The 19,889-nt window shown below is 64.0% G+C and carries 17 protein-coding genes; 4 read left to right on the forward strand and 13 right to left on the reverse strand.

Annotated elements, in window-relative coordinates:
• A partial coding sequence (locus tag ACLL97_RS17165) for a hypothetical protein (RefSeq protein WP_411281701.1) occupies positions 1–318 on the forward strand: 318 nt, incomplete at its 5' end.
• On the opposite strand, the gene ACLL97_RS17170 is transcribed toward ACLL97_RS17165, so the two are convergent.
• From ACLL97_RS17170 to uvrA, 8 genes are all read right to left on the reverse strand, one after another.
• Positions 215–1,030: a hypothetical protein gene (locus ACLL97_RS17170; RefSeq protein ID WP_411281702.1), complete on the reverse strand. Its 816-nt coding sequence runs from the start codon at positions 1,028–1,030 to the stop codon at positions 215–217. The two genes, ACLL97_RS17165 and ACLL97_RS17170, sit on opposite strands and share 104 nt — an antisense overlap.
• 102 nt (positions 1,031–1,132) lie before the next feature.
• Positions 1,133–2,209 carry a DUF1611 domain-containing protein gene (locus ACLL97_RS17175; protein WP_411281703.1) on the reverse strand — a complete coding sequence of 359 codons (1,077 nt, stop codon included), beginning with the start codon at positions 2,207–2,209 and terminating at the stop codon, positions 1,133–1,135.
• A gap of 88 nt (positions 2,210–2,297) precedes the next feature.
• Positions 2,298–3,209: a PspA/IM30 family protein gene (locus ACLL97_RS17180; RefSeq protein WP_411281704.1), complete on the reverse strand. Its 912-nt coding sequence runs from the start codon at positions 3,207–3,209 to the stop codon at positions 2,298–2,300.
• Positions 3,210–3,212: 3 nt separating this feature from the next.
• The gene (locus ACLL97_RS17185) at positions 3,213–3,617 is read right to left on the reverse strand and encodes a YbjN domain-containing protein (protein ID WP_411281705.1); all 405 of its coding nucleotides are present in this window, start codon (positions 3,615–3,617) and stop codon (positions 3,213–3,215) included.
• Positions 3,618–3,747: 130 nt separating this feature from the next.
• Positions 3,748–4,695 (reverse strand): hypothetical protein, encoded by a 948-nt coding sequence (locus ACLL97_RS17190; protein ID WP_411281706.1) that lies wholly within the window; start codon positions 4,693–4,695, stop codon positions 3,748–3,750.
• A gap of 10 nt (positions 4,696–4,705) precedes the next feature.
• The gene (sdaAA, locus tag ACLL97_RS17195; protein ID WP_411281707.1) at positions 4,706–5,590 is read right to left on the reverse strand and encodes an L-serine ammonia-lyase, iron-sulfur-dependent, subunit alpha; all 885 of its coding nucleotides are present in this window, start codon (positions 5,588–5,590) and stop codon (positions 4,706–4,708) included.
• Complete coding sequence (gene sdaAB / locus ACLL97_RS17200) at positions 5,590–6,258, reverse strand: L-serine ammonia-lyase, iron-sulfur-dependent subunit beta (RefSeq protein WP_411281708.1); 669 nt, start codon at positions 6,256–6,258, stop codon at positions 5,590–5,592. Before sdaAB ends, sdaAA begins: the two co-directional genes overlap by 1 nt.
• A gap of 25 nt (positions 6,259–6,283) precedes the next feature.
• Positions 6,284–9,190, reverse strand: coding sequence for an excinuclease ABC subunit UvrA (uvrA, locus tag ACLL97_RS17205; protein WP_411281709.1), 2,907 nt, complete (start codon positions 9,188–9,190; stop codon positions 6,284–6,286).
• Between the two features lie 144 nt (positions 9,191–9,334).
• On the opposite strand from uvrA, the gene ACLL97_RS17210 reads away from it, so the two are divergent.
• From ACLL97_RS17210 to ACLL97_RS17220, 3 genes are all read left to right on the forward strand, one after another.
• Entirely contained in the window at positions 9,335–10,090 is a 756-nt protein-coding gene (locus tag ACLL97_RS17210) for an ABC transporter ATP-binding protein (RefSeq protein WP_411281710.1), read from the forward strand.
• Positions 10,083–11,813, forward strand: a complete 1,731-nt coding sequence (locus ACLL97_RS17215; protein ID WP_411281711.1) for a putative ABC transporter permease subunit — start codon at positions 10,083–10,085, stop codon at positions 11,811–11,813. Before ACLL97_RS17210 ends, ACLL97_RS17215 begins: the two co-directional genes overlap by 8 nt.
• Positions 11,814–12,068: 255 nt before the next feature.
• Positions 12,069–12,893: an A/G-specific adenine glycosylase gene (locus ACLL97_RS17220; protein ID WP_411281712.1), complete on the forward strand. Its 825-nt coding sequence runs from the start codon at positions 12,069–12,071 to the stop codon at positions 12,891–12,893.
• Here ACLL97_RS17220 and ACLL97_RS17225 read toward each other — a convergent pair.
• The 5 genes from ACLL97_RS17225 to ACLL97_RS17245 all read right to left on the reverse strand — a co-directional run bounded on the left by ACLL97_RS17225 (position 12,859) and on the right by ACLL97_RS17245 (position 19,880).
• Positions 12,859–15,819, reverse strand: coding sequence for a DNA/RNA non-specific endonuclease (locus ACLL97_RS17225; RefSeq protein ID WP_411281713.1), 2,961 nt, complete (start codon positions 15,817–15,819; stop codon positions 12,859–12,861). The genes ACLL97_RS17220 and ACLL97_RS17225 overlap by 35 nt on opposite strands.
• 250 nt (positions 15,820–16,069) lie before the next feature.
• Complete coding sequence (locus ACLL97_RS17230) at positions 16,070–16,693, reverse strand: zinc ribbon domain-containing protein (RefSeq protein ID WP_411281714.1); 624 nt, start codon at positions 16,691–16,693, stop codon at positions 16,070–16,072.
• The gene (locus ACLL97_RS17235) at positions 16,693–17,355 is read right to left on the reverse strand and encodes a cytochrome c-type biogenesis protein CcmH (protein WP_411281777.1); all 663 of its coding nucleotides are present in this window, start codon (positions 17,353–17,355) and stop codon (positions 16,693–16,695) included. Before ACLL97_RS17235 ends, ACLL97_RS17230 begins: the two co-directional genes overlap by 1 nt.
• Positions 17,355–19,391: a heme lyase CcmF/NrfE family subunit gene (locus ACLL97_RS17240; RefSeq protein ID WP_411281715.1), complete on the reverse strand. Its 2,037-nt coding sequence runs from the start codon at positions 19,389–19,391 to the stop codon at positions 17,355–17,357. Before ACLL97_RS17240 ends, ACLL97_RS17235 begins: the two co-directional genes overlap by 1 nt.
• A 33-nt stretch (positions 19,392–19,424) precedes the next feature.
• The gene (locus ACLL97_RS17245) at positions 19,425–19,880 is read right to left on the reverse strand and encodes a cytochrome c maturation protein CcmE (protein WP_411281716.1); all 456 of its coding nucleotides are present in this window, start codon (positions 19,878–19,880) and stop codon (positions 19,425–19,427) included.
• Positions 19,881–19,889 lie beyond the last annotated feature (9 nt).

The raw sequence follows: 19,889 nt of genomic DNA on the forward strand, positions 1-19,889 counted from the left end.
GGCATATGGCCCGTGGATCCCGTGACCGGTCAGACGATCATCAACGGTGAGCCGGTGGTCGGTCGGGTGTTCGTCATGCAGAAGACCGACGGCACGGTCAAGCTGGGCACATGGCAGGCCCAGTATGTCGGTGAACCGATGGCGCCTGAGGCCGCAAACGTGGGCAGCTCATACGCCGTACCGGCTCCGGAGCACACGCGCCGGATGCGTGGCATCATGATTCAGGCAACGCTGTGGGAGATGGACGGGAAGCGGTCGGCGCGTGAGCGTCACTACTACCGTGCGCAGACCACGGGTGCGGCGCTGGGTCAACCGTAAGACGAGCAGCATCCGAGACGTACTGGCGGGGCGTCCTGATCGTGTGCAGCCGCCCCGCTCGCAGCTCAAGGAGACGAATGGTTCGAGCCTCCCCCCCGACCGCATGCGCATCGTACGTCGCCATCGGCTCATGTGCGGACGATACCGTCAGCGCGTGCCGCGCCTGATCGTGTGGCGTCGTCACCGGTTGTTGGGCGATGGACGGATTAGCCAGAGGTGGACAGGCGATCACAACGCCGTCTCGGCGTTCATGAGCTTGCCGGCCCCATCGTCGCCATTCCGCCGCCTCGCGCAAGGTGAGTGCGCTGCCGCCTTGGGCGCGCTGGCGTGAGGCGCGCAGCAGGTACAGGGTGCGCGATCCTGCACCGGCCGACTCGGGAATGACCGTCGAGACGATGGCTTCCTGCCAGCCACGCAGAATTGCCCAGACCGCATCGAGATGCAGTGCGGCGCGGCGGATGCGCAGCCCCGGCACGGCGTCGCGCACGGCACGTACGTAGCGATGCCGCGGTGACTGTTCACGGCCCGCCAGCGCCGCCAGCAGCATCGATTGCCCGAGGGCCTCGGGCGCCTGCAGCAGCAGGAGCTCGCCGGCGTGAATGCGCAGGGTCACGTCGTCGAGCACCCGGACACTCACGGCACATTGGCCGGGAATACCCGCGGTCACTTCGGCGCTCGCTCGCGCCACCGATAGCAGTCGAGATTTCATCATGGGCGACACGATATGATCGTGCCACCGATGGTATGTCATCCGATTGTCGCGCGCTGGATCAATTCATTGCGCGCCGTGACCACGGCGTCGCACGGTACCATATCACGGTACGGTGTCGCCGGCGCCGGATGTGCGCTCCACGTGAAACGCCGCGATCGCTTCCGCGATAACCAGCGGTTCGTAGCGCACGGGATCCGTGGTCGGCAGGCCGGTCTCAGATCGTACGCGTTCGATGGCGATGCGCGCGTCGCGATCCTCGAGATCGAACGTGTTCAACGCGATCGCGATCACGGGCGACGGACGCAATACTTCCATCGCCCCTTCGTACAGGCGGATCATGTCGCTCAGCGGCGGGATCTCCACCCACGGATTGCGATGAATCGTGGTTCGTGAGGGCTGCGCACAGAGCACCATGGCGTGCGGCAGTGCACCGTGCATGAGCCCCAGCGTCACGCCGGAGTACGCGGGGTGAATAAGGGAACCTTGCCCCTCTACCAACACGATGTCCGCCCCCTCGGCCGCCTCGATCGTGAGCGACTCGGCGGCGCCAGCGATGAAGTCGGCTATGACGGCATCGACGGCAATGCCGCGACCCTCCACCAGAATGCCCGTTTGTCCGGTCGCTGCAAAGTTCACCCGGTGGCCGAGTTGACGGACCGTCGACTGTACCTGCAGTTGGGCCGTCATCTTCCCGATGTTGCAGTCGGTGCCGACGGTGAGCACGACGGTCGCGTCGAGATCGCGCACGCGGCCTGACGCCACATCGAGTCCCTCTGGCGCACGACGCAGATCGCGGATCGTCGAGCCTGTTGCGGCGGCGAGTACCGCGAACTCGCCGTCGTCGCCCAGCAGAGTGTGCAGGCCGCTCCAGACATCGAGTCCCGCCCGGAGTGCATCGCCAACGATAGGACGCCAAGCGTCGGGGAACTGACCACCGGCGGGCGCAATACCGATCAGCAGCGCGGTGGGTCGATGCGCCATACCGGCGGCGAAGTTCGCGACGACCGGAATGCTGCCACCGAAGCCGAGCACGTCCTGCGCCGTGCGTCCGGCTGTGCCACTGTCGAGCACCGCGGCCACTTCATCCGGCACATAGCGGATGCAAGCGTTGGCGGTCTTGGAGCTGAGCGGGCCAAAGCTTCCTTCGGCGAGGATCAGAAATCGACGCGATAGAGGCATGATTCGGGGCGGGCGAATACGCCAACGGCGGCCCCAGAGAGGGGCCGCCGTTGGCGACCGGAAGGGATCTTGGTAATTTACCGCTGAGTCACGATCTCGGCTGGATTCCGCCAAGGCGTTCGATTTCGGCGATCAACGCGGCCTCTCCCGTCTTTGCCTGTGCGGCCGCCGCCGCCTTCGCCGCGGCGGTCGCCGCCGCACTGGCTTCGGCAGCGGCCACAGCGGCCGCATCCGGACCGGCGGCCAGCTGAGCAGGCGCAGCCGCCGCTTCGGTGGCACCAGCGGCAAGCTGACGCGATGCGGCGGGCGCGCCGGCGGCCAGCATGCCCATGCGCTGCTTGAGCTGCAGCAACTGCTGATCGGCACCAACGCCACTCGATGAACGCTCGAGCTGCTTGAATTCGCCGGCCAGACGATCGCCACTGAACTCCTCGTCGATCTCCTGCGCGGCCTGCAACTGCCGTTCGTTGGCCGTGATCTTCTCTTCCATGCGATTGAACGCATCGAACGCCGAATTATCGGAGAGTCCGGACATCGTTTGCGAAATGCGCGCTTGCGCCTCTGCCCGACGCTGACGCGCGAGCAGCAGATTTTTTTTGCGCTTCGCCTCTTCGATTTTGTCGTTCAAGTCACGGAGCGACTGCTTGAGCTTCTCCGTTTCCATGCGGTGCGTTTCCCACGTGCTCGCAAGCTGCTGGCCATGCTCGAGATGCTCCTGACCACGCAGTAGCGCCTGCTTTGCGAGGTCATCGCGTCCTTCCTGGACGGCGAGCATGGCGCGACGCTCCCATTCATCGGCCAGCTTGAACTCTGAGTCCGCTTGATCCTTCAGGCGCTTTTCATCAGCGATGGACGCGGCAACCTGCTGCTTGGCCTTGGCCAACTGGTTGCGCATGTCCACGATGATCTGATTGAGCATCTTCTCGGGGTTTTCCGCCGAGGAGATGAGCTCATTCAGATTCGACTTGATGAGAGTCGAGAGACGGTCGAAGATACCCATGGTTCAGCGAGCCTCGCGGAAAGCGGCCAGCTCACGAAGATGCGATGTGAGCGAGAGAGTCATGCTTTCGTAGGACGCGAGGAACTCCTCGAAGTCGAGATGCGCGAGTTCGAGGGCCTCGGTCAGTACGACGTTGTCCTGATCGATGCCGTACGAACCGTGCAGCAGGTCGCTGGCATTGAGTTCGAGCAGGCGGCGATTGAGCGCGGCCTGGTCGGACGCCTCGGGCGGGAGTGGCATCACCTTGACCCGAAGCAAAACGACGGGGGGGTTATGCGTGATCACCACATCGAATTCCAGCGCGCCGCTTGGGCGCACGAGCCACAACCCCGGCTCCAGTTCCTGATGGGAGGCGCCGTCGGCACTCAGTCGATCGAGGAATGCCTCGATATCTTCTCGCGTGACCATGTTCGATTCCTTTAGGTTCGGATATTGGTCCGTACGGCGACGCCAGCCAGTTCGTTTCGTCGGATGCGTCGAATTGTACCGCCGAAGTATGGCCATCGCATCATCCGAACGACAGGCGTGAGGGGTAGCGTCAGGGGCAGCGGCCGTGATAGAGTTTTGCCCCGCGCCCCTCATTCACGAGCATGAGGCGCCCGTCAGGGAGCCAGCTGATGCCCTCGGCATTCCGTTCACCTGTTGGAACGGCGCAGCGGGCGATCTGGGTACCCGGCTTACCGGTCACTGGGTCGGCGTCGAACACGTACACCGAGCCGTACGTGAGGATTGCCAACTGGCGTCGGCCGCGTGGCGTAACGGCAGAGAGAGATGCGTCGGTCACCCAATCGCGTGAGACGGACGTCCCGGGCACAATCGGCAAGGAGTCGACCAGGTCAGCCGTTGCAATAGCGTTGCTGGACCAGGCGGCGGCTGACACGCGATAGAGGTACGATCGACGCAATCGTCCCGTGGCATCGGGATTGGGGCGTTTGGTGGCGAACCACACACTGGTATCGGGAGCGACCCACATGGCCTCGACGTCGCGTGCCCCACCGGGATACACGATGCGCAGCGACGCGGCCGATTCGGTCACCGCCTCGCGTGTGGTCGGTTCCGCAACGCGCCACACCCGCACGTCGGCGCGCGCGGAATAATTATCGCCTACGTCTCCGATGTAGAGACACGCTCCGCGCGCGCATGGCCCGATGGCAATCGCTTCCCAGTCGGTGTTCTCGGCATCACGCACGCGGACTGTTCCGCGCGCCTGTCCGGTCGAATCGTAGGCGAACAGTACCGCGTCGTTGCCGCGATCGTTCTGCGACCAGAAAACACCAGGTTCGTTCGAGCTCGCAATGACCCCGGAAGCCTCCGTGAGTCGGGCATCGTTGAATGCACCGGTGCGCATGAGGTCGCGAAGCGGCGGCTCGCCGGGTACGGTCCAGCGGTCTCGCTTCGACTTCTCGGCTTTTTCCTCGCTGTTGCCGCCGGCACACGCACTCGACAGCGCGAACAACACCATCAGCAGTGACGCGCTGGCCCGCACGTGCGCGCACTCAGGCACCGGCGCGCTTGATCTCGTACAGGCGTTCCTTGGCCAGACGGCGACCGGTCGGCGTAGCGGCGAGTCCGCCGCCAGCCGTCTCGCGATAGCGCACGTCCATGTTCTTGCCGATCTCACCCATGGTGTCGATGACTTCGTCGGCCGGGATCGCGAATTCAATGCCGGCCATCGCCATTTCGATGGCCGCCATGGCAATCGCCGCACCCGTGGCGTTGCGAAACACACAGGGGAGCTCGACGAGCCCGCCGAGGGGGTCGCACACGAGCCCAAGCGTCCCCTGCTGCGCGAGCGCTGTGGCGTGCCCAACCTGTCGAGGGGAACCACCCAGCATCTCCACAGCTGCGCCAGCAGCCATACCCGCCGCCGCGCCTGTTTCGGCCTGACAGCCGCCCTCTGCCCCTGACAACGAGGCGCGCTCAGCCACGACAGCGCCGATCAGCCCTGCGGTGGCCAAGGCGTCAATCACGCGCTCATCATCGATGCCGCGCGCTTTCGCGATGCCGGTGAGCACGGCTGGCAGTACACCAGCACCACCAGCGGTCGGAGCGGCGACGATCACGCCCATCGCCGCGTTCACTTCCTGCACGGCGATGGCGCGCGCCAGCACATCGCGGAAGGGAGTGTCGGCGAGGGGACCATCGGGACCCGTGCGAAGCTTGGCGGCATCACCACCCACCAGACCTGACGACGACTTGAGATCACCGATCATGCCGCGATCGATGGCCTCACGCATCACGACCAGCGCCCGCCGCAGCGCATCACGAATACTCTCCACCGTGCGCCCCTGGTCTTTCGCTTCCGCTTCGAGGGCGACCTGCGAGAGTGTCACACCGCGCGCTTCCGCGTCGCGAATGGCATCAGCCAGCGCTCGATACATCAGGCACTCACCTTGTCGAGACGGAACGCCCACTTTACCCAGCCGAGCGCACGGATAGCATCACGCACAGATTCGTCGGGCGGCTCATCCACTTCGATGACCATGAACGCGTCGCCGCCGCGTTCCTTCCGCGAGAGCTTGAGCGTGGCAATGTTGCAGTTGGCCTCAGCAAGAATGCCGGCGATGCGCGCCACGGATCCCTTCACATCTTCGGCCACCAGCACGATGGTGTGGAGGTTTCCGGGAATGTCCACCGGATAGCCGTCGATCTCGGTGACAAGCACGCGGCCGGCACCGAGCGACGCACCAACCATCTGCGCCGTGCGATCGCCGCGCTCGAGCGTGATGCGTACGGTGTTGGGGTGGGCATCATCGCCCAGCGATGTCTTCTCGAAGTGGTAGTCGAGTCCTTCGTGCTCCATGATGTCGAGCGCCGTGCGCAAGCGCTCATCGTCGGGACGGAACCCCATCAAGCCGCCAACGATGGCCTTGTCGGTGCCGTGTCCCTCACCGGTTCGGGCAAACGAGCCGTGCAGTTCAATGCGCGCCTTTTCAGGTGTTGCGCCAACCAGGCAGCGCGCGAGGAGACCGAGGCGACAGGCGCCAGCCGTATGTGAGCTGCTCGGTCCCACCATGACGGGACCGATGATGTCGAGAAGAGAGACCATGGGAGGAATGTACCTGCCGGTGGTGCTATTGGCCCGTGAGCATCGGCGCGAGATATGTCCCCGTATGACTCTCCTTCACCCGTGCGACCGCTTCCGGCGTGCCTTGGGCCACGATAGAACCGCCGCGCACGCCGCCCTCAGGCCCGAGATCCACGATCCAGTCGGCGGTCTTGATCACATCGAGATTGTGCTCGATCACCAGCACCGTGTTCCCGCGCTCAACGAGCTTATGTAGCACACCCAGCAGCACCCGCACATCTTCGAAGTGTAAGCCCGTGGTCGGCTCGTCGAGTATGTACAGGGTGCGACCTGTATCACGTTTCGAGAGCTCGGTGGCCAGCTTCACGCGCTGGGCCTCACCGCCAGAGAGCGTAGTGGCGCTCTGTCCCAGATGGATGTATCCCAAGCCCACGTCGCGCAGGGTCTCGAGCTTCTGCAGAATGCGTGGCTGATTCTCGAACACCGCGCACGCTTCCTCAACCGTGAGATCGAGAATCTCGGCGATGCTGCGTCCGCGGAAGTGCACCTCGAGCGTCTCACGATTAAATCGCTTTCCCTTGCAGACATCGCAGGACACGAACACATCGGGCAAGAAGTGCATCTCGATCTTCACGAGCCCGTCACCCTGACAGCTCTCGCACCGTCCGCCCTTGACGTTGAACGAGAAGCGACCGGGGCCGTACCCGCGGATCTTCGATTCGGGTAGCTCAGCGAACAGCTCACGCACGGGTGTGAAGATGCCCGTATACGTGGCCGGATTGGAGCGCGGCGTGCGACCGATCGGACTTTGGTCGATGTCGATAATCTTGTCGAGATGCTCCAAACCGGTAATACGCGTGTGCGCGCCCGGTAGAACGCGCGCCCTGAAGAAGTGACGCGACAGGGTGCGCTGCAGAATATCGGTCACGAGCGTGGACTTGCCCGAGCCAGATACGCCTGTCACCGCGACAAACAGTCCGAGTGGAAACTCGGCCGTGACATCGCGCAAATTGTGTTCGCGTGCACCATGCACCGTAAGCATACGCGCCACATCACGCGGTCGACGATGCAGCGGCACATCGATGCGGCGCGTGCCGCGCAGATACTGCCCCGTGATCGACGCCGGTGTATTCATCACGTCCTCAACGGATCCGGCCGCGATGACTTCACCGCCGTGCTTGCCGGCGCCGGGACCGAGATCGATCAGGTAGTCGGCATCACGGATCGTCTCTTCGTCGTGTTCGACCACGATGACCGTATTGCCGAGGTCTCGCAGCTGTTTGAGCGTGGAGAGCAAACGACCGTTGTCGCGCTGGTGCAGGCCGATGCTGGGCTCGTCGAGGATGTACAACACGCCGACGAGGCGCGAACCGATCTGCGTGGCCAACCGGATACGTTGTGCTTCGCCGCCGGACAGCGATTCCGCGCTGCGATTGAGCGTGAGATAATCGAGACCGACATCCACCAGAAAGCGCAGCCGCTCGCGTACTTCCTTGAGGATCGGACCAGCAATGCCGGGATCGAGGCCGGGATGTCCGGCGCTGCGCACGGGCACCGTCTCGAAGAACGCGAGCGAATCCACCACGCTGCGCTCAACAACCTGACCGATGTTGAGACCATGCACGGTGACCGCCAGCGACTCGGGGCGCAGCCGACGGCCTGCGCATGCCGAACACGGTCCGGCCACCATGAACGATTCGAGATCGAGCCGCACACCATCGGAGCTGCTCTCGTCGTAGCGGCGCTGCACCTGCGCGACGATACCTTCCCAGGTACTCTCGGCGGCGGCCTTGGCGGCGGTTTTGGCGGCCGTTTTGGCGGCCGTGCCCTTTACCGCTTTCTTGACCGCCTGGCGTGCACGTGGCGGCGCGTCACCAACACCGTGCAGCAGTTGCTGACGCACCTTCGCCGGGATCTGCCCCCACGGCTTGTTGAGATCGAAGCCCAACTGCTTGGCGAGTCCGGGAAGAATCACCTTGCGCATGTAGCCGTCGGGTTCGCCCCACGGAAGCACGACGCCTTCGAGAATCGAGATGCTCGGATCGCCAAGGATGAGATCTTCGCTCACGGTGCGCGTGGTGCCCAATCCGCTGCACATCTCGCACGCACCGAAAGGCGAGTTGAACGAGAAGTGACGCGGCTCGAGCTCGGGCATGGAGATCCCGCAAGCGGCGCAGCCGTAGCGTTCCGAAAACATCTCGGTGACTGGCTCCGAGCCGTCGTAGCGCACGACTTCGGCCAGGCCTTCGGCCAGTCGCAGTGCCGTTTCCACCGAGTCGGTGATGCGACCACGATCTTCAGTGCGAACCACCAGGCGATCAACGACCACGGACACCGAGTGATTCAGACGGCGGTTGAGCTTGGGCGGATCGGCGAGCTCGATGAGTTCACCATCGACCACCGCCCGTACGAATCCCTGCTTCCGCGCGTCTTCGAACAGGTCTTTGAACTCACCCTTTCGCTGCTGCACCAGCGGCGCGCGGATTTCGAGACGCGTGCCGTCCGGCCAGGCGAGTACCATCTCGGCGATCTGCGTCGGGCTCTGTCGCTGCACCGCACGTCCGCAATTCGGACAATGCGGCGTACCGGTGCGGGCGTAGAGCAAACGCAGATAGTCGTATACTTCGGTGACCGTACCCACGGTGGAACGCGGATTATGGCCGGCCGACTTCTGCTCGATCGAGATGGCGGGCGAAAGCCCCTCGATGGCGTCGACGTCGGGCTTCTCCATGAGGCCCAGGAACTGTCGTGCATACGCCGAGAGCGATTCGACATATCGTCGTTGCCCTTCGGCGTAGATCGTATCGAATGCGAGCGACGATTTCCCCGAGCCCGACAAGCCGGTCACGACCGTCAGCTTGTCGCGCGGTATGGTGACGCTGATGTTGCGCAGGTTATGCTCGCGGGCACCACGCACCACGAGCGCATCGGAGGGACGGACCGGTTCGGGCATAGTCACTGAAGGTGCGAGGACCAGACGGGCAAGACAACCCCGCCACCGTGCGAATCGGAGCCAGTGCCGAAACGCTGGAGTGGTCCGGAACGCGCGCCACCGCGAAGAAGTTGCGTCGGGGTGCCGCTCGGTCGTCCTGCGGGCATGATCGAGATCAATTCGCTCGGCAAGCGTTATGGGTCGTTCACGGCCGTCCGCTCCCTGGACTTGGTGGTGCCAGCTGGAGAACTCTTCGGGTTTCTGGGACCGAACGGGGCCGGCAAGACGACCACCATGCGCATGATCGCCGGAATCCTGCAGCCCACCGCTGGCACGATCCGGATCGCGGGCCACGACCTCCGCGTGAACCCACTGGCGGCCAAACGGGCGCTGGGGTTCATCCCCGACCGGCCGTTCATCTACGAGAAGCTTACCGGCATCGAGTTCCTGCGCTTTAGCGCGGGCCTGTACGGTGAGCAGGGCCCAGCGGTCGAGAAGCGGGGACAGGAGCTATTGGCCCTCTTCGATCTCGAGGCGTGGCGCGATGAACTGGTGGAGAGCTACAGCCACGGCATGCGCCAAAAGCTGATCATCGCCAGCGCCTTCGTGCACCGGCCGGCGGTGATCGTGGTAGACGAACCGATGGTGGGGCTTGATCCCAAATCGTCGAAAATTCTCAAGGACCTATTCCGTGAATACACGCGCCGAGGACACACGGTCATGATGTCCACGCACACGCTGGAGATCGCCGAAGGCATGTGCGACCGCATCGGCATCATGCAGCGTGGAGAGCTGGTGGCCTGCGGCACCATGGAGGAGTTGCGGCGCACGTCGGGCCACGATGATGCGCTCGAAGACATCTTTTTGCGACTCACTGGCGATCATGTGGCCCGTGAGCTGATCGAGGTGCTGGATGCCTGAGGTGATAGTGCCAGTGGCACCGCTGGCCCTTGCGCCGTTGCCGGTCACCACGGCGTGGCAACTGCTGGCGCCCAAGTGGCAGATGGCACGGCACCGCATGGGTCGCCACGAGAAGGGCGACTTCCGTCGCCTGCTCGTGGTGAGCGCACTCGGCGCGCTCTTCTGGCTCGCCGCCTTCGCGATTTCGCTCAAATTGCTGCGCTACTTCCGCGGAGCCGAAGACATCGGCGCGCTGTTGGCTGCGAAGCTGCTGTCCATGATCCTGTTGTCGTTCGGCTCGATCCTCATGTTGTCGAACACGATTGCCGCCCTGTCGAACTTTTTTCTCGCGCGCGATTTGGATCAACTCGCGGCTGCGCCGATTCGCGCCGGCGCCTTGTATCGCGCGCGCCTGCTGGAAACCGCGCTGCATTCGAGCTGGATGGTGGCCCTGCTGCTGATCCCGCTCGTGGCGGCCTACGGCGTGGCGTACAAGGCGAACGCGTCGTTCATCCCCTTCGCGCTCTCCGTGCTGGCGCCATTCCTGCTCATCCCTGCGGCGGCGGGATCGACCGTCACGCTGCTCTTGGTCAACCTGTTCCCGGCGCGCCGCACCCGCGATCTGCTCAGTGTCATCACCGCGATGGCCGTGTGCGGCCTCGTGTTGCTCTTCCGCGCCGCACGGCCAGAACAGCTGGCGCGACCGGAAGGCTTTCAGACCTTCGTGCAGTTCATCGCCGCGCTCGATACGCCGTCGTCTCCGTGGCTGCCGAGTGAGTGGGTTGCCGAATCGATCGTGAAGTTCCTCGACGGCCGAAGTGTGTGGTCCCCGATGCTGCGCCTATGGAGCGTCGCGTGCGTATTGATGCTGGTCGGGCAGACGCTGCACGCCCGTGGGTGGCATCGCGCGTACAGCATGGCCCAGGAAGGCGCCAATCAACGCGCACGTCAGCGCATCGGGCGTCCGCTGCTGGACCGGATGCTGTCGTTTCTCGGGACCACGCGGCGCGAGTTGGTGCTCAAGGAGCTCCGCGTATTCATGCGCGACAGCACACAGTGGTCGCAGCTGGTGATGCTCGCCGTGTTGTTGGTCGTGTACGTGGCGAATGTTCGATACTTGCCGTTGTCCGGCGCTGGCATGACGGAACTTCTGCGCAACGTGATTCCCTTCTTGAATCTGGCGCTGGCCGGGTTTGTGCTCGCGTCGATCGCCGCGCGATTCGTGTTCCCGAGTGTCAGTCTCGAAGGGCGCGCGCTCTGGCTGCTGCGTTCGAGCCCGCTCCGCATGTCGGATCTGCTGTGGGCAAAGTTCTGGGTAGGCGCAGTACCACTGCTGTTCCTGGCGCTGGTGCTCGTGGGATGCACCAACCTGATGCTCGGCGTGCGACCGTTTGTGCATATCGTATCACTGACCGCGATTACGGCGCTGGTGTTCCCGCTCACGGCATTGGCGTTGAGCTACGGCACGTTCTATCCGCAGTTCGACACCGAAAATGCGGCGCAGATTCCGACGTCCTTCGGCGGACTGCTATTCATGATGACGGCCATCGTGTTGATCGGCGCGATCGCCTACCTCACTGGTCGTCCGGCGGCGCGGTTCGTGGTGGCGGCGCATTTTGGATGGGCGCGCACACCCGCGGACATGATACTACCGTTCGCCGTCGCGGCCACGGCCTGCATCGCGGCGACCGCCGCCCCGCTGATGATGGCCCGACGTCGGCTGGACGCGATCGAACGGGCCTAGGCGACGTGGTTGTTCGGCGACCCTCGGTCCATCTGATCCGAGACTACTGCAACCGCTGGAACACGGAAACGGCGGATCGCACGGAAGGGCACTGATCCGCGAACGACGCGATGAAACAATGTTCATCATCGCTGTTTGCGTATCAAGGCGGTTCCGCGAACTCCGTTCTTTCCCGTGTGTCAGCCGTTATCGATCGTTCAACAGGCGCCGATCGGTTTTGTTTTTGGGGGTGCCCAATCGCTAAGTTCTTGCGCGATGGCCAAACGACGCCCTGCCCCGATCGACCTCACAGTCGCACCCGAAGCCGCCACGGTTTTTCGTCGTCGGCTGCACGCCTGGTTCAAGAAGCACTCCCGTGACCTACCATGGCGACAGACACGGGATCCGTACCGGATCCTCGTGTCCGAGCTGATGCTTCAGCAGACGCAGGTGTCGCGGGTGCTCGATTTCTACCGGCGATTCCTCGACCGATTCCCCGATCTGTATACGCTGGCCGACGCGCGTCCGAAGAAAGTCATGGACGCGTGGGAGGGTCTCGGCTACTACGCGCGCGCGCGGAACCTGCATGCGCTGGCGAAGCAGGTCACGTCCGAGCAGGATGGCGTTATTCCGAGTGAACCGATCGCGCTGCGCGAGTTGCCCGGTGTGGGGGCCTACACGGCGGGCGCAGTCGCGTCCTTCGCCTACGAGAAGCGTGCGGCGCTGGTGGACACCAACGTGGCCCGGGTGCTGCAGCGCGTGTTCGCGCCGCACCTGCATCCAAAATCGGGACCGGGACTGAAGCAGTTGTGGCTGATCGCCGAGGAGCTGCTACCGCGCACCGGTAAGACCACGTGGACGCACAATCAGGCATTGATGGAACTTGGGGCACTGGTGTGCACCGCTCGCGTGCCGCGCTGCGGGATATGCCCCGTACAGGCGGGCTGCGCGACGTTCCCGTTGTTGGTGGCGGCCGAACGCGAGGCCGCGCACGGCGAGGGCCAAAACGCCACTGCGCCGCTTCCCCCGAAGGGCAAGCGGCGCAGTGTCCGTACGAAAGCGCCGATTAAGAAATCGACAACGAGCGGATCACGCGAGTAAGCATGGTGCGGATTGGTGCGACCTGAAGTTCGGTGAGCCCACGGCTGCGCACGAGCGCGTCGAGTTCGTTGATCAGTGCCTCGAGCTGATTCATCGCGGCGGTGGCGTTGCCCCGGCGGATGGAATTCGCGGCCGCATTGAGTTTCGCCTTGAGCGAGTTCAACACGCCCTGGTTCACGCGACCGGTGCCGGCCAGTGCATCGACCATGGTGGTCGTGACGTCGAGCGCCTGCGCCGGTGAGAGCACCGTGGCCGTGGTCGTCACTGTGTCGGCAAGACCGCGAATGTCGGTGGCGATCAGACGTACCGTGAACGTGCCCGACGTGGTATACACATGCGACGTAGTCACACCCGTGGCCGTCGCGCCGTCACCGAAGCTCCAGGCGAAGGTCAGCGCATCGCCATCCGGATCGGTGGACGCCGACGCCGACATGGCGACCGATTCGTCTTCGAGGGAATTGAACGGTCCGTTCACCGCAGCGACCGGCGGCTTCGTGTTGCTCTCGAGTGCGATCTCGATGTCGTTGCGCAGCAGGCTCAAGAGATCGTAGCCGCTCAGTGCTTCGACGGAGTCGACCGTGGTCTTGTACGTCGTCCACGCGACGTTGCGGATACCCGCCACGTTGGGCATCACCACGGCCACGATTTCCGCTGCGTCGAGCGACGTGACATTGGCGAGTCCCTGATTACGAGGCAGAATCACCGCGACTTTCCAGACGAACTCGGGGATCACGATCTTGCCTTCGTTCTTCACCGTGCCTTTGTTGCCGGCGACACCGGCTACGATGAACACTTCCTTGTTGCTGTTCTGCGCCCGCGCGCCGAGATCGTTCTCCAACGCCGCCCACGGACCCTGATTGTTGTCAGCGGCCTGTGGGATGATGTTGCTGAAGTAGAAGGTACGAGCGTTGTCGAGGGCGCCGGTGGTCCGGTCGAACGACCGCGCGAGGTGACCGCGATCGATGCCATAGCCCGCTATCGCGCCGGCACCGGTATAGTCGGCGGTGGTGTAGCGCGGATAGTCGGCCGGTAGCGCAGGATCGTAGGTGAAGCAGTCGCAGCGATCGAACGAGCCGATGTGCGTCGCTTCGAGGTTGTAGGCCACCCAGTTGGGCGTGTTGCGCGCCTTGCTGTATGACGCGGCATACTGCGGTCGCTCGATGATGAAATCATCGGCCGGCGTGCCATCAAACGGAGTACCGAACTCCGTGTTGTTTCCGTAGGCCGCCGTGTTGCCGGCCGTGGCCACATCGATCGGCAGCGCGTACGTGCCGCTCGACAGTCCATCGGCGGTCGTGGCGCGGAGTACGGCGGTACCCGCCGCCAGACCGGTGATCACACCGCTGGCATCGATGCTGGCGATGGCCGGCGTGACGCTACTCCAGAGGATCGTGCCGGGCACGGCCACACCAAGGCGCGACGCGTTGGCGAAGATCTGATCCTGAAATCCGACCGGGAGCGCTGGGTCCGACGGGGTGCGACCGGAGAAGCCGAACGTCGTGCGCAGCACGCCTGGCGTACGTCCGTTGCATCCGCCGAAATTCTCGACGGCCACACTCCACGTGTTGGCGAATGAGCGCTGCAAGGAGTTCCCACTGCCCGGTGCCGGATCTTCCGAGGCGACGATGTTAGTCGAGATGGTACCCGCAGCCGCACCGTCGGTGGCCGTGAACACGCCTTCGTACGACAGGAATTCGACCACTGTACCTTGTGCATTCACGAGCGCGACGCCATCCGGCGACCCGTTCTGAATACCGTCTTGCGGGTACTCGAAATACAACACGCCACGGCCGGTGCAGGTCGAGGCCACCACACCACTCAGCACACGCGTGTTGTAAACCGCACCGCCATTGCCGTTGTACAACAGCAGCTGCCAGCCGGTCAGATCAGTACTGGCCGGTGCTTCGATTTCGATGGCTTCGCCGACGTCGGTACCGGCGTTGTCGTAGTGGATCTCGCTGATACGCACGGATGGCAGCGACGCCGCTTCGGTCACCGTGAGCGCGGCGGTTCCCAGCACGCCATTTGCGGCCGTGGCCGAGATTGTCGTGGAGCCGATGTCGAGCGCCGTGGCCACCCCGGTGGGGCCGATGCTGGCGACCAACGGCGCGCTGGTGCTCCAGGTGATCGCGGGATTGGAAACGACCAGATTGTTCGCGTCGGTGGCCACCACGGTAAAGGTTCGCGTACCACCGATGGGGACGGAGGTGGTCGCTGGCGTGACCACGATCGTGGCGATCGGGCCGACTACGGGGCCGGCGCTGCAGGTGACGGCCGCGGTCGCGCTGTTGCGCGGGGCGGGCGTGCCGGTTGCAAAGTCGACGGCGTTGTTGCGTGTCCAGGCGCAGCCGTTGGCACCGCGCAAAACGGCCAATGTATTCGACGGCGCCGGCGTATTGTCGCCTGCCGGGCAGCTGGAGGCGCCATAGCCGACTCGATCCACCACGTCGGCGCCGTCCGGACAGGTGCCGGACTGTGCGGTGAGGCTGGATGCGAGAATGACCTTTCCAGCCGTACCGCTCATCGCGATGAGTCCCGTCGCATTCGGCGTCGGCAAGTTGATCGTACCACCGGTGCCCGCCGCTTGCTGCACCAAGAAGTAGCCGCCCGCCGGGATCGTGCCGGTCAACGCGGTCACGCCCCACGTGGTCCCGCTCGACGACGCGTACTGCACACTCCACCCAGCAACGCTCACCGACGTCGTGCCCGCGTTGTGCAGCTCGATAAAGTCGTTCCGATACGTCGCGCCGGAATTACCGCCGCCGCCATAGATCTGGCTGATCACGACCGCCGGTCGCGTGGCGGTCACCGAGAAGCGCGGCGCGACAGGCGCCGCCGTGTCGGGCGTAACGACGTCAGCGCTGGAACACGCCGACGCTACATAGGCCAGCGCGAACAGCGCGGCGCGGGAAAGGCGAGAGCGCATGTGTACCGGTGAGGAAGTGCGAATGTAGAAGTAGAGCCATATGGTAGCTGTGCAACAGTTTCTTCGAAAGGAAGAAAAAAGCGACGTGACGGTGATGTTACCCGTCACGTCGCTGAGCGCGTCAAACGCATAGAAAGCATAAACTTACATGTTGCCATGATAACATAAACAACGCTTCATGCGACCAAAAAGTGACGACGTATTTGCCGTGGTCACGTACGCTCTGACGCCAAGCGCCAGGCCGCTTCGGTCACGCCGCCGCCAGCTGATCACCACACCCACTGCAGAATCGCGACCCCACCAAGTCGACACTGGTGCCGCAGCTGGCGCAGGCGCCGGGGAGATAGCGTCCGCAACTCGAGCAGTAGGTCGCATCGGGCTCCGGACGCGGCCCACAGACGCCGCAGGAGCGCTGATTGTCGCGCGCCCGACGAATCGCCGCTTCCACCGGATCGGCGGCGTCGGCCGAGCTCAGCACCGCCGCCGCGACCGGCCGAAAGACGGCTCCGGCGGCTTCTCCAGCCGCCGACGCCTCGCGCGCATCGGACGCGCGTAACTCAGCCAACGCTTCGCGAGTGTAGCGCGTTTTGAGCTCCGCGTAGTCGCTGTCCGACAGCTTTCCCGTCTCGCGGTCGAATTCGATTTCGCGAAGCGCGGCCACGGCACCGTCAAGCTGCTCGTCATCGCGACCGGACCGCTTGGCGCGCGCGCGTTTCACTCGCGCGGCTTCCGTGGCCGCCCGCTTGTCATCGTCCGCCCGCACTTCAGCCTCGCCGCTCAGGAGCGGCGAGAGCACCAACGTGAGCGCGCCGAGCGCCAGCACCGTGCCCAATACCAGCGGAACGGCACCTTCCGGCATGGCCACGAGCGTCATCAGCGCTCCTCCCGCAGTGCGGCCTGGAGGCGCTCCAATTCATCGGGGGTGGCATCGACCGAGGTGTCAAGCTTCACTGGTTGCGAGGCACGCTTCGCCGCGGCCACGTCGGCGTTTCGACGCCAGCCACGCAGCAACGCGCCAATCGCGACCGCACCGAGGGCGATTGCCGCGAACGGCGCAAACCACGCCAGCAGGTTGAACCCCTGCTTGCGAGGCTGCATCAGAATGAAATCGCCGTACGTCTGCGTCATCGCCGCCATGATTTCGTCGGCACTGTACCCACCGTCAACCAGTCGCTGAATGTCGCCGTGCACGGCCGGCGAGATCCCGCAGTTGAAGTCCGTGGTCCGGCAGGTGTAGATGTCGAGCGTACACGGACATGGACAGGCGAGATTGCGCTCGAACGCTTCGAGCTGTTTCTCGTCCATCTGCTTCACCGCATTCGGCTTCGCCGGTCGAACCACCGGCTTGTACGAATCCGACGTCATCTCCTCGCCGCCGGGCGCCGTCGCCGCCTGCGGAGTCGCGGCGTCCTGTGCCCAGCCCGTGCGCGTCAGCAACAGCGATCCCGCCGCCACCACTGCGACCGCACCTGCACGGGAGAGGAACAGTCGGCGGCTCGAGGACAGCATATCAGGCGGCGACTTCTCTGACATCATCACGCGCCCGCCCCGACCAGGGTCATGGTCGACTCCGACGGTAGCTCCGCCACGTAGCCACCTTCACGCTCAGCGCGCACCGCCTGCGGCCACATCACGATCAGCCCACCGAACGCCATGATGATGCCGCCAAACCACACCCACCACACGAGCGGGTTGAAGTTGATGTGAATCGCCGCCGTTTCGCGGTCGACCGCGCCGGTGAACACGAGATAGACATCCTGCTTCGGCGATTCGAGAATGCCCACTTCGGTGGACGGTTCAAAGGTCGGCTCGCCGGCCGCGTTCACGTGCTGCCGTTTTTCGCTCGACAGAATGCCCATGTTCTTGCCGTCGCGCGTCACGTTGAACGACGCCGCCACGACCCGACGATTGAGCTGTTCAAACGATGAGATGCCCTGGCTCGTGAACACCCACTCGCTGCCATAGGCATCCTTCGCCTTCACCGACTCGCCGGCTTTGAGCGTGGCGGTGAGATCCTTCTTGAACATCAGCCCGGCGAACGCGCAGAACAAAATGACGACACCGAAGTGCACGATGTAGCCGCCATACCGACGACGGTTGCGGCCCACCAGTCGCATGGAGGCGCTGAACAGCCCCTCACCGTACATCCGGCGACGGGCGCCGATGCCCTTCACGAACTCCTGTACGATCGTACCGATCACGAAACCAGCCAGCAGGTATGACACCAGCGCATACATCTGTCGCATGCCCATGGCGAACAGCACCGTGAACGTGACGACGCCGGAAATCACCGGCCAGGTGAACTGGCGCTTGAGATTCGACGTGGAGGCACGCCGCCAGGCAATGAGTGGTCCGATGCCGGTGAGCGCCAACAGCAGCAACCCGAGTGGGCCGTTCACCGCGTTGAAGAACGGCGGCCCGACCGTGATCTTGTCGCCCTTGACCCACTCGCTGAGGATCGGGAACAACACGCCCCAGAGCGTGGCGAAACAGATGCCGATGAGCACCAGGTTGTTGTACAGAAACGCCGCCTCGCGGCTCACCATACTTTCGAGCTCGGCGTTCGCCTGCAAATCGTTCAGGCGCGTGGACACCAAGTATGCCGTGGCGACCGCCGCCACGATGAGAAAGCCCAGGAACCAGTCGCCCACCGGTGACTGCGCAAACGCGTGGACGCTCTCGATAATGCCGCTGCGCGTGATGAACGTGCCGAGGATCGTGAGCAGGAACGACATCGCCACCAGCGTCACATTCCACTTGCGCAGCATCCCGCGCTTTTCCTGAATCATGATGCTGTGCAGGAACGCGGTGATCGTGAGCCACGGCAAAAACGACGAGTTCTCGACGGCGTCCCAGGCCCAGTAGCCGGCCCAGCCGAGTTCCACGTACGCCCACCACATCCCGAGCACGATGCCGATGGTCAGAAAGAACCAGGACAACAGCGCCCAGCGACGGACCGCACCCAGCCACTGCGCGTCGAGCTGTCGAGTGACGAGTGCGCCGATAGCGAATGCGAATGGGATCGCCGTACCAACCAATCCCAGATAGAGCATCGGGGGATGGATCGCCATACCCGGATTCTGCAGCTGTGGATTCATGCCGCGGCCTTCGGGCGGAACCCAATCAAGCCGTTCGTACGGATTGGCACCGAAGCACATCGTCATCAGGAAGAACAGGCAAATGATGCCTAGCGTGCCGGTGACGTACGGCATCATGGCGCGATTCGCTTTTCGGTTCGTGAAAACCGCGATCGCCGAATACGTGGTCAGGATCAGCGCCCAGAAGAGCATCGATCCGGACTGTCCCGCCCAGAAGGCGGTGAACGTATAGATCTTGGGAAGGTTTGAGCTCGTATACGAGGCTACGAACTTGATCGAGAAGTCGTGCAGGAAGAGCGCAGTCCAGAGTCCGATGGACGCGATCAGGGTGAATCCGAACGTCGCGTAGAGCGCCCGCTCACCACTCTTTACTAAATCGGGGCGCCCCTGCAGGCCCCCGGAGAACGACACGGTGGTCGTCCAGGCCGCCATCAGCAGGGCGACCCAGAGCGACAGCTCACCTACGAGAATCATGTTGCCTCGCGCTTTCGCGCAGGCGCGCAACAGCTAGGCGCGCGGGGTTGCCGGCATGCCCTGCTTGTAGCCGGGCGTGTCTTTGTACTTCTCGGGAGCGTTCTCATAGCGCGACGCGCACTTGGCCAACAGCGTGGTGGCCTGGAAGGTACCGCTGGCGTCGAGTCGGCCTTCGACCACGACATCGACCCCATCGGTGAACGTGTCAGGCGCAATGCCACGGTACTGTACGTCGTACGTCTTGGTGCCGTCGGTCATCTTGAAGGTGAGCGAGCGGCCCGACGGCTCACGCACGATGGTGCCGCTGACCACGCGGGCCCCGACCTTGACGCCGGTATTCACGAAGCGCGGGTTTTCCGACACTTTGCTCGCCAGCTCACCCGGCGTGAGGTAGTAGGTGGCCGTCTCGTCGATCGAGCTGGCCATCAGGTAGCCGGCGGTGCCCAAGACCAGCACGCCGCCAAACAAGAATTTATTTCGAGCTTTCACGGGACCCGT

The organism is Gemmatimonas sp. (assembly GCF_046594945.1).
Lineage (GTDB): Bacteria > Gemmatimonadota > Gemmatimonadetes > Gemmatimonadales > Gemmatimonadaceae > Gemmatimonas.

Excerpts from the sequence above, each read along its gene's own strand:
- ACLL97_RS17220 (WP_411281712.1), top strand. The coding sequence starts at position 12,069 with ATGGCCAAACGACGCCCTGCCCCGATCGACCTCACAGTCGCACCCGAA.
- ACLL97_RS17240 (WP_411281715.1), bottom strand. The coding sequence starts at position 19,391 with ATGATTCTCGTAGGTGAGCTGTCGCTCTGGGTCGCCCTGCTGATGGCG.
- sdaAB (WP_411281708.1), bottom strand. The coding sequence starts at position 6,258 with ATGGTCTCTCTTCTCGACATCATCGGTCCCGTCATGGTGGGACCGAGC.
- ACLL97_RS17210 (WP_411281710.1), top strand. The coding sequence starts at position 9,335 with ATGATCGAGATCAATTCGCTCGGCAAGCGTTATGGGTCGTTCACGGCC.
- uvrA (WP_411281709.1), bottom strand. The coding sequence starts at position 9,190 with ATGCCCGAACCGGTCCGTCCCTCCGATGCGCTCGTGGTGCGTGGTGCC.
- ACLL97_RS17235 (WP_411281777.1), bottom strand. The coding sequence starts at position 17,355 with ATGATGTCAGAGAAGTCGCCGCCTGATATGCTGTCCTCGAGCCGCCGA.
- ACLL97_RS17230 (WP_411281714.1), bottom strand. The coding sequence starts at position 16,693 with ATGACGCTCGTGGCCATGCCGGAAGGTGCCGTTCCGCTGGTATTGGGC.
- ACLL97_RS17170 (WP_411281702.1), bottom strand. The coding sequence starts at position 1,030 with ATGATGAAATCTCGACTGCTATCGGTGGCGCGAGCGAGCGCCGAAGTG.
- ACLL97_RS17175 (WP_411281703.1), bottom strand. The coding sequence starts at position 2,209 with ATGCCTCTATCGCGTCGATTTCTGATCCTCGCCGAAGGAAGCTTTGGC.
- ACLL97_RS17185 (WP_411281705.1), bottom strand. The coding sequence starts at position 3,617 with ATGGTCACGCGAGAAGATATCGAGGCATTCCTCGATCGACTGAGTGCC.
- ACLL97_RS17215 (WP_411281711.1), top strand. The coding sequence starts at position 10,083 with ATGCCTGAGGTGATAGTGCCAGTGGCACCGCTGGCCCTTGCGCCGTTG.
- sdaAA (WP_411281707.1), bottom strand. The coding sequence starts at position 5,590 with ATGTATCGAGCGCTGGCTGATGCCATTCGCGACGCGGAAGCGCGCGGT.
- ACLL97_RS17180 (WP_411281704.1), bottom strand. The coding sequence starts at position 3,209 with ATGGGTATCTTCGACCGTCTCTCGACTCTCATCAAGTCGAATCTGAAT.
- ACLL97_RS17225 (WP_411281713.1), bottom strand. The coding sequence starts at position 15,819 with ATGCGCTCTCGCCTTTCCCGCGCCGCGCTGTTCGCGCTGGCCTATGTA.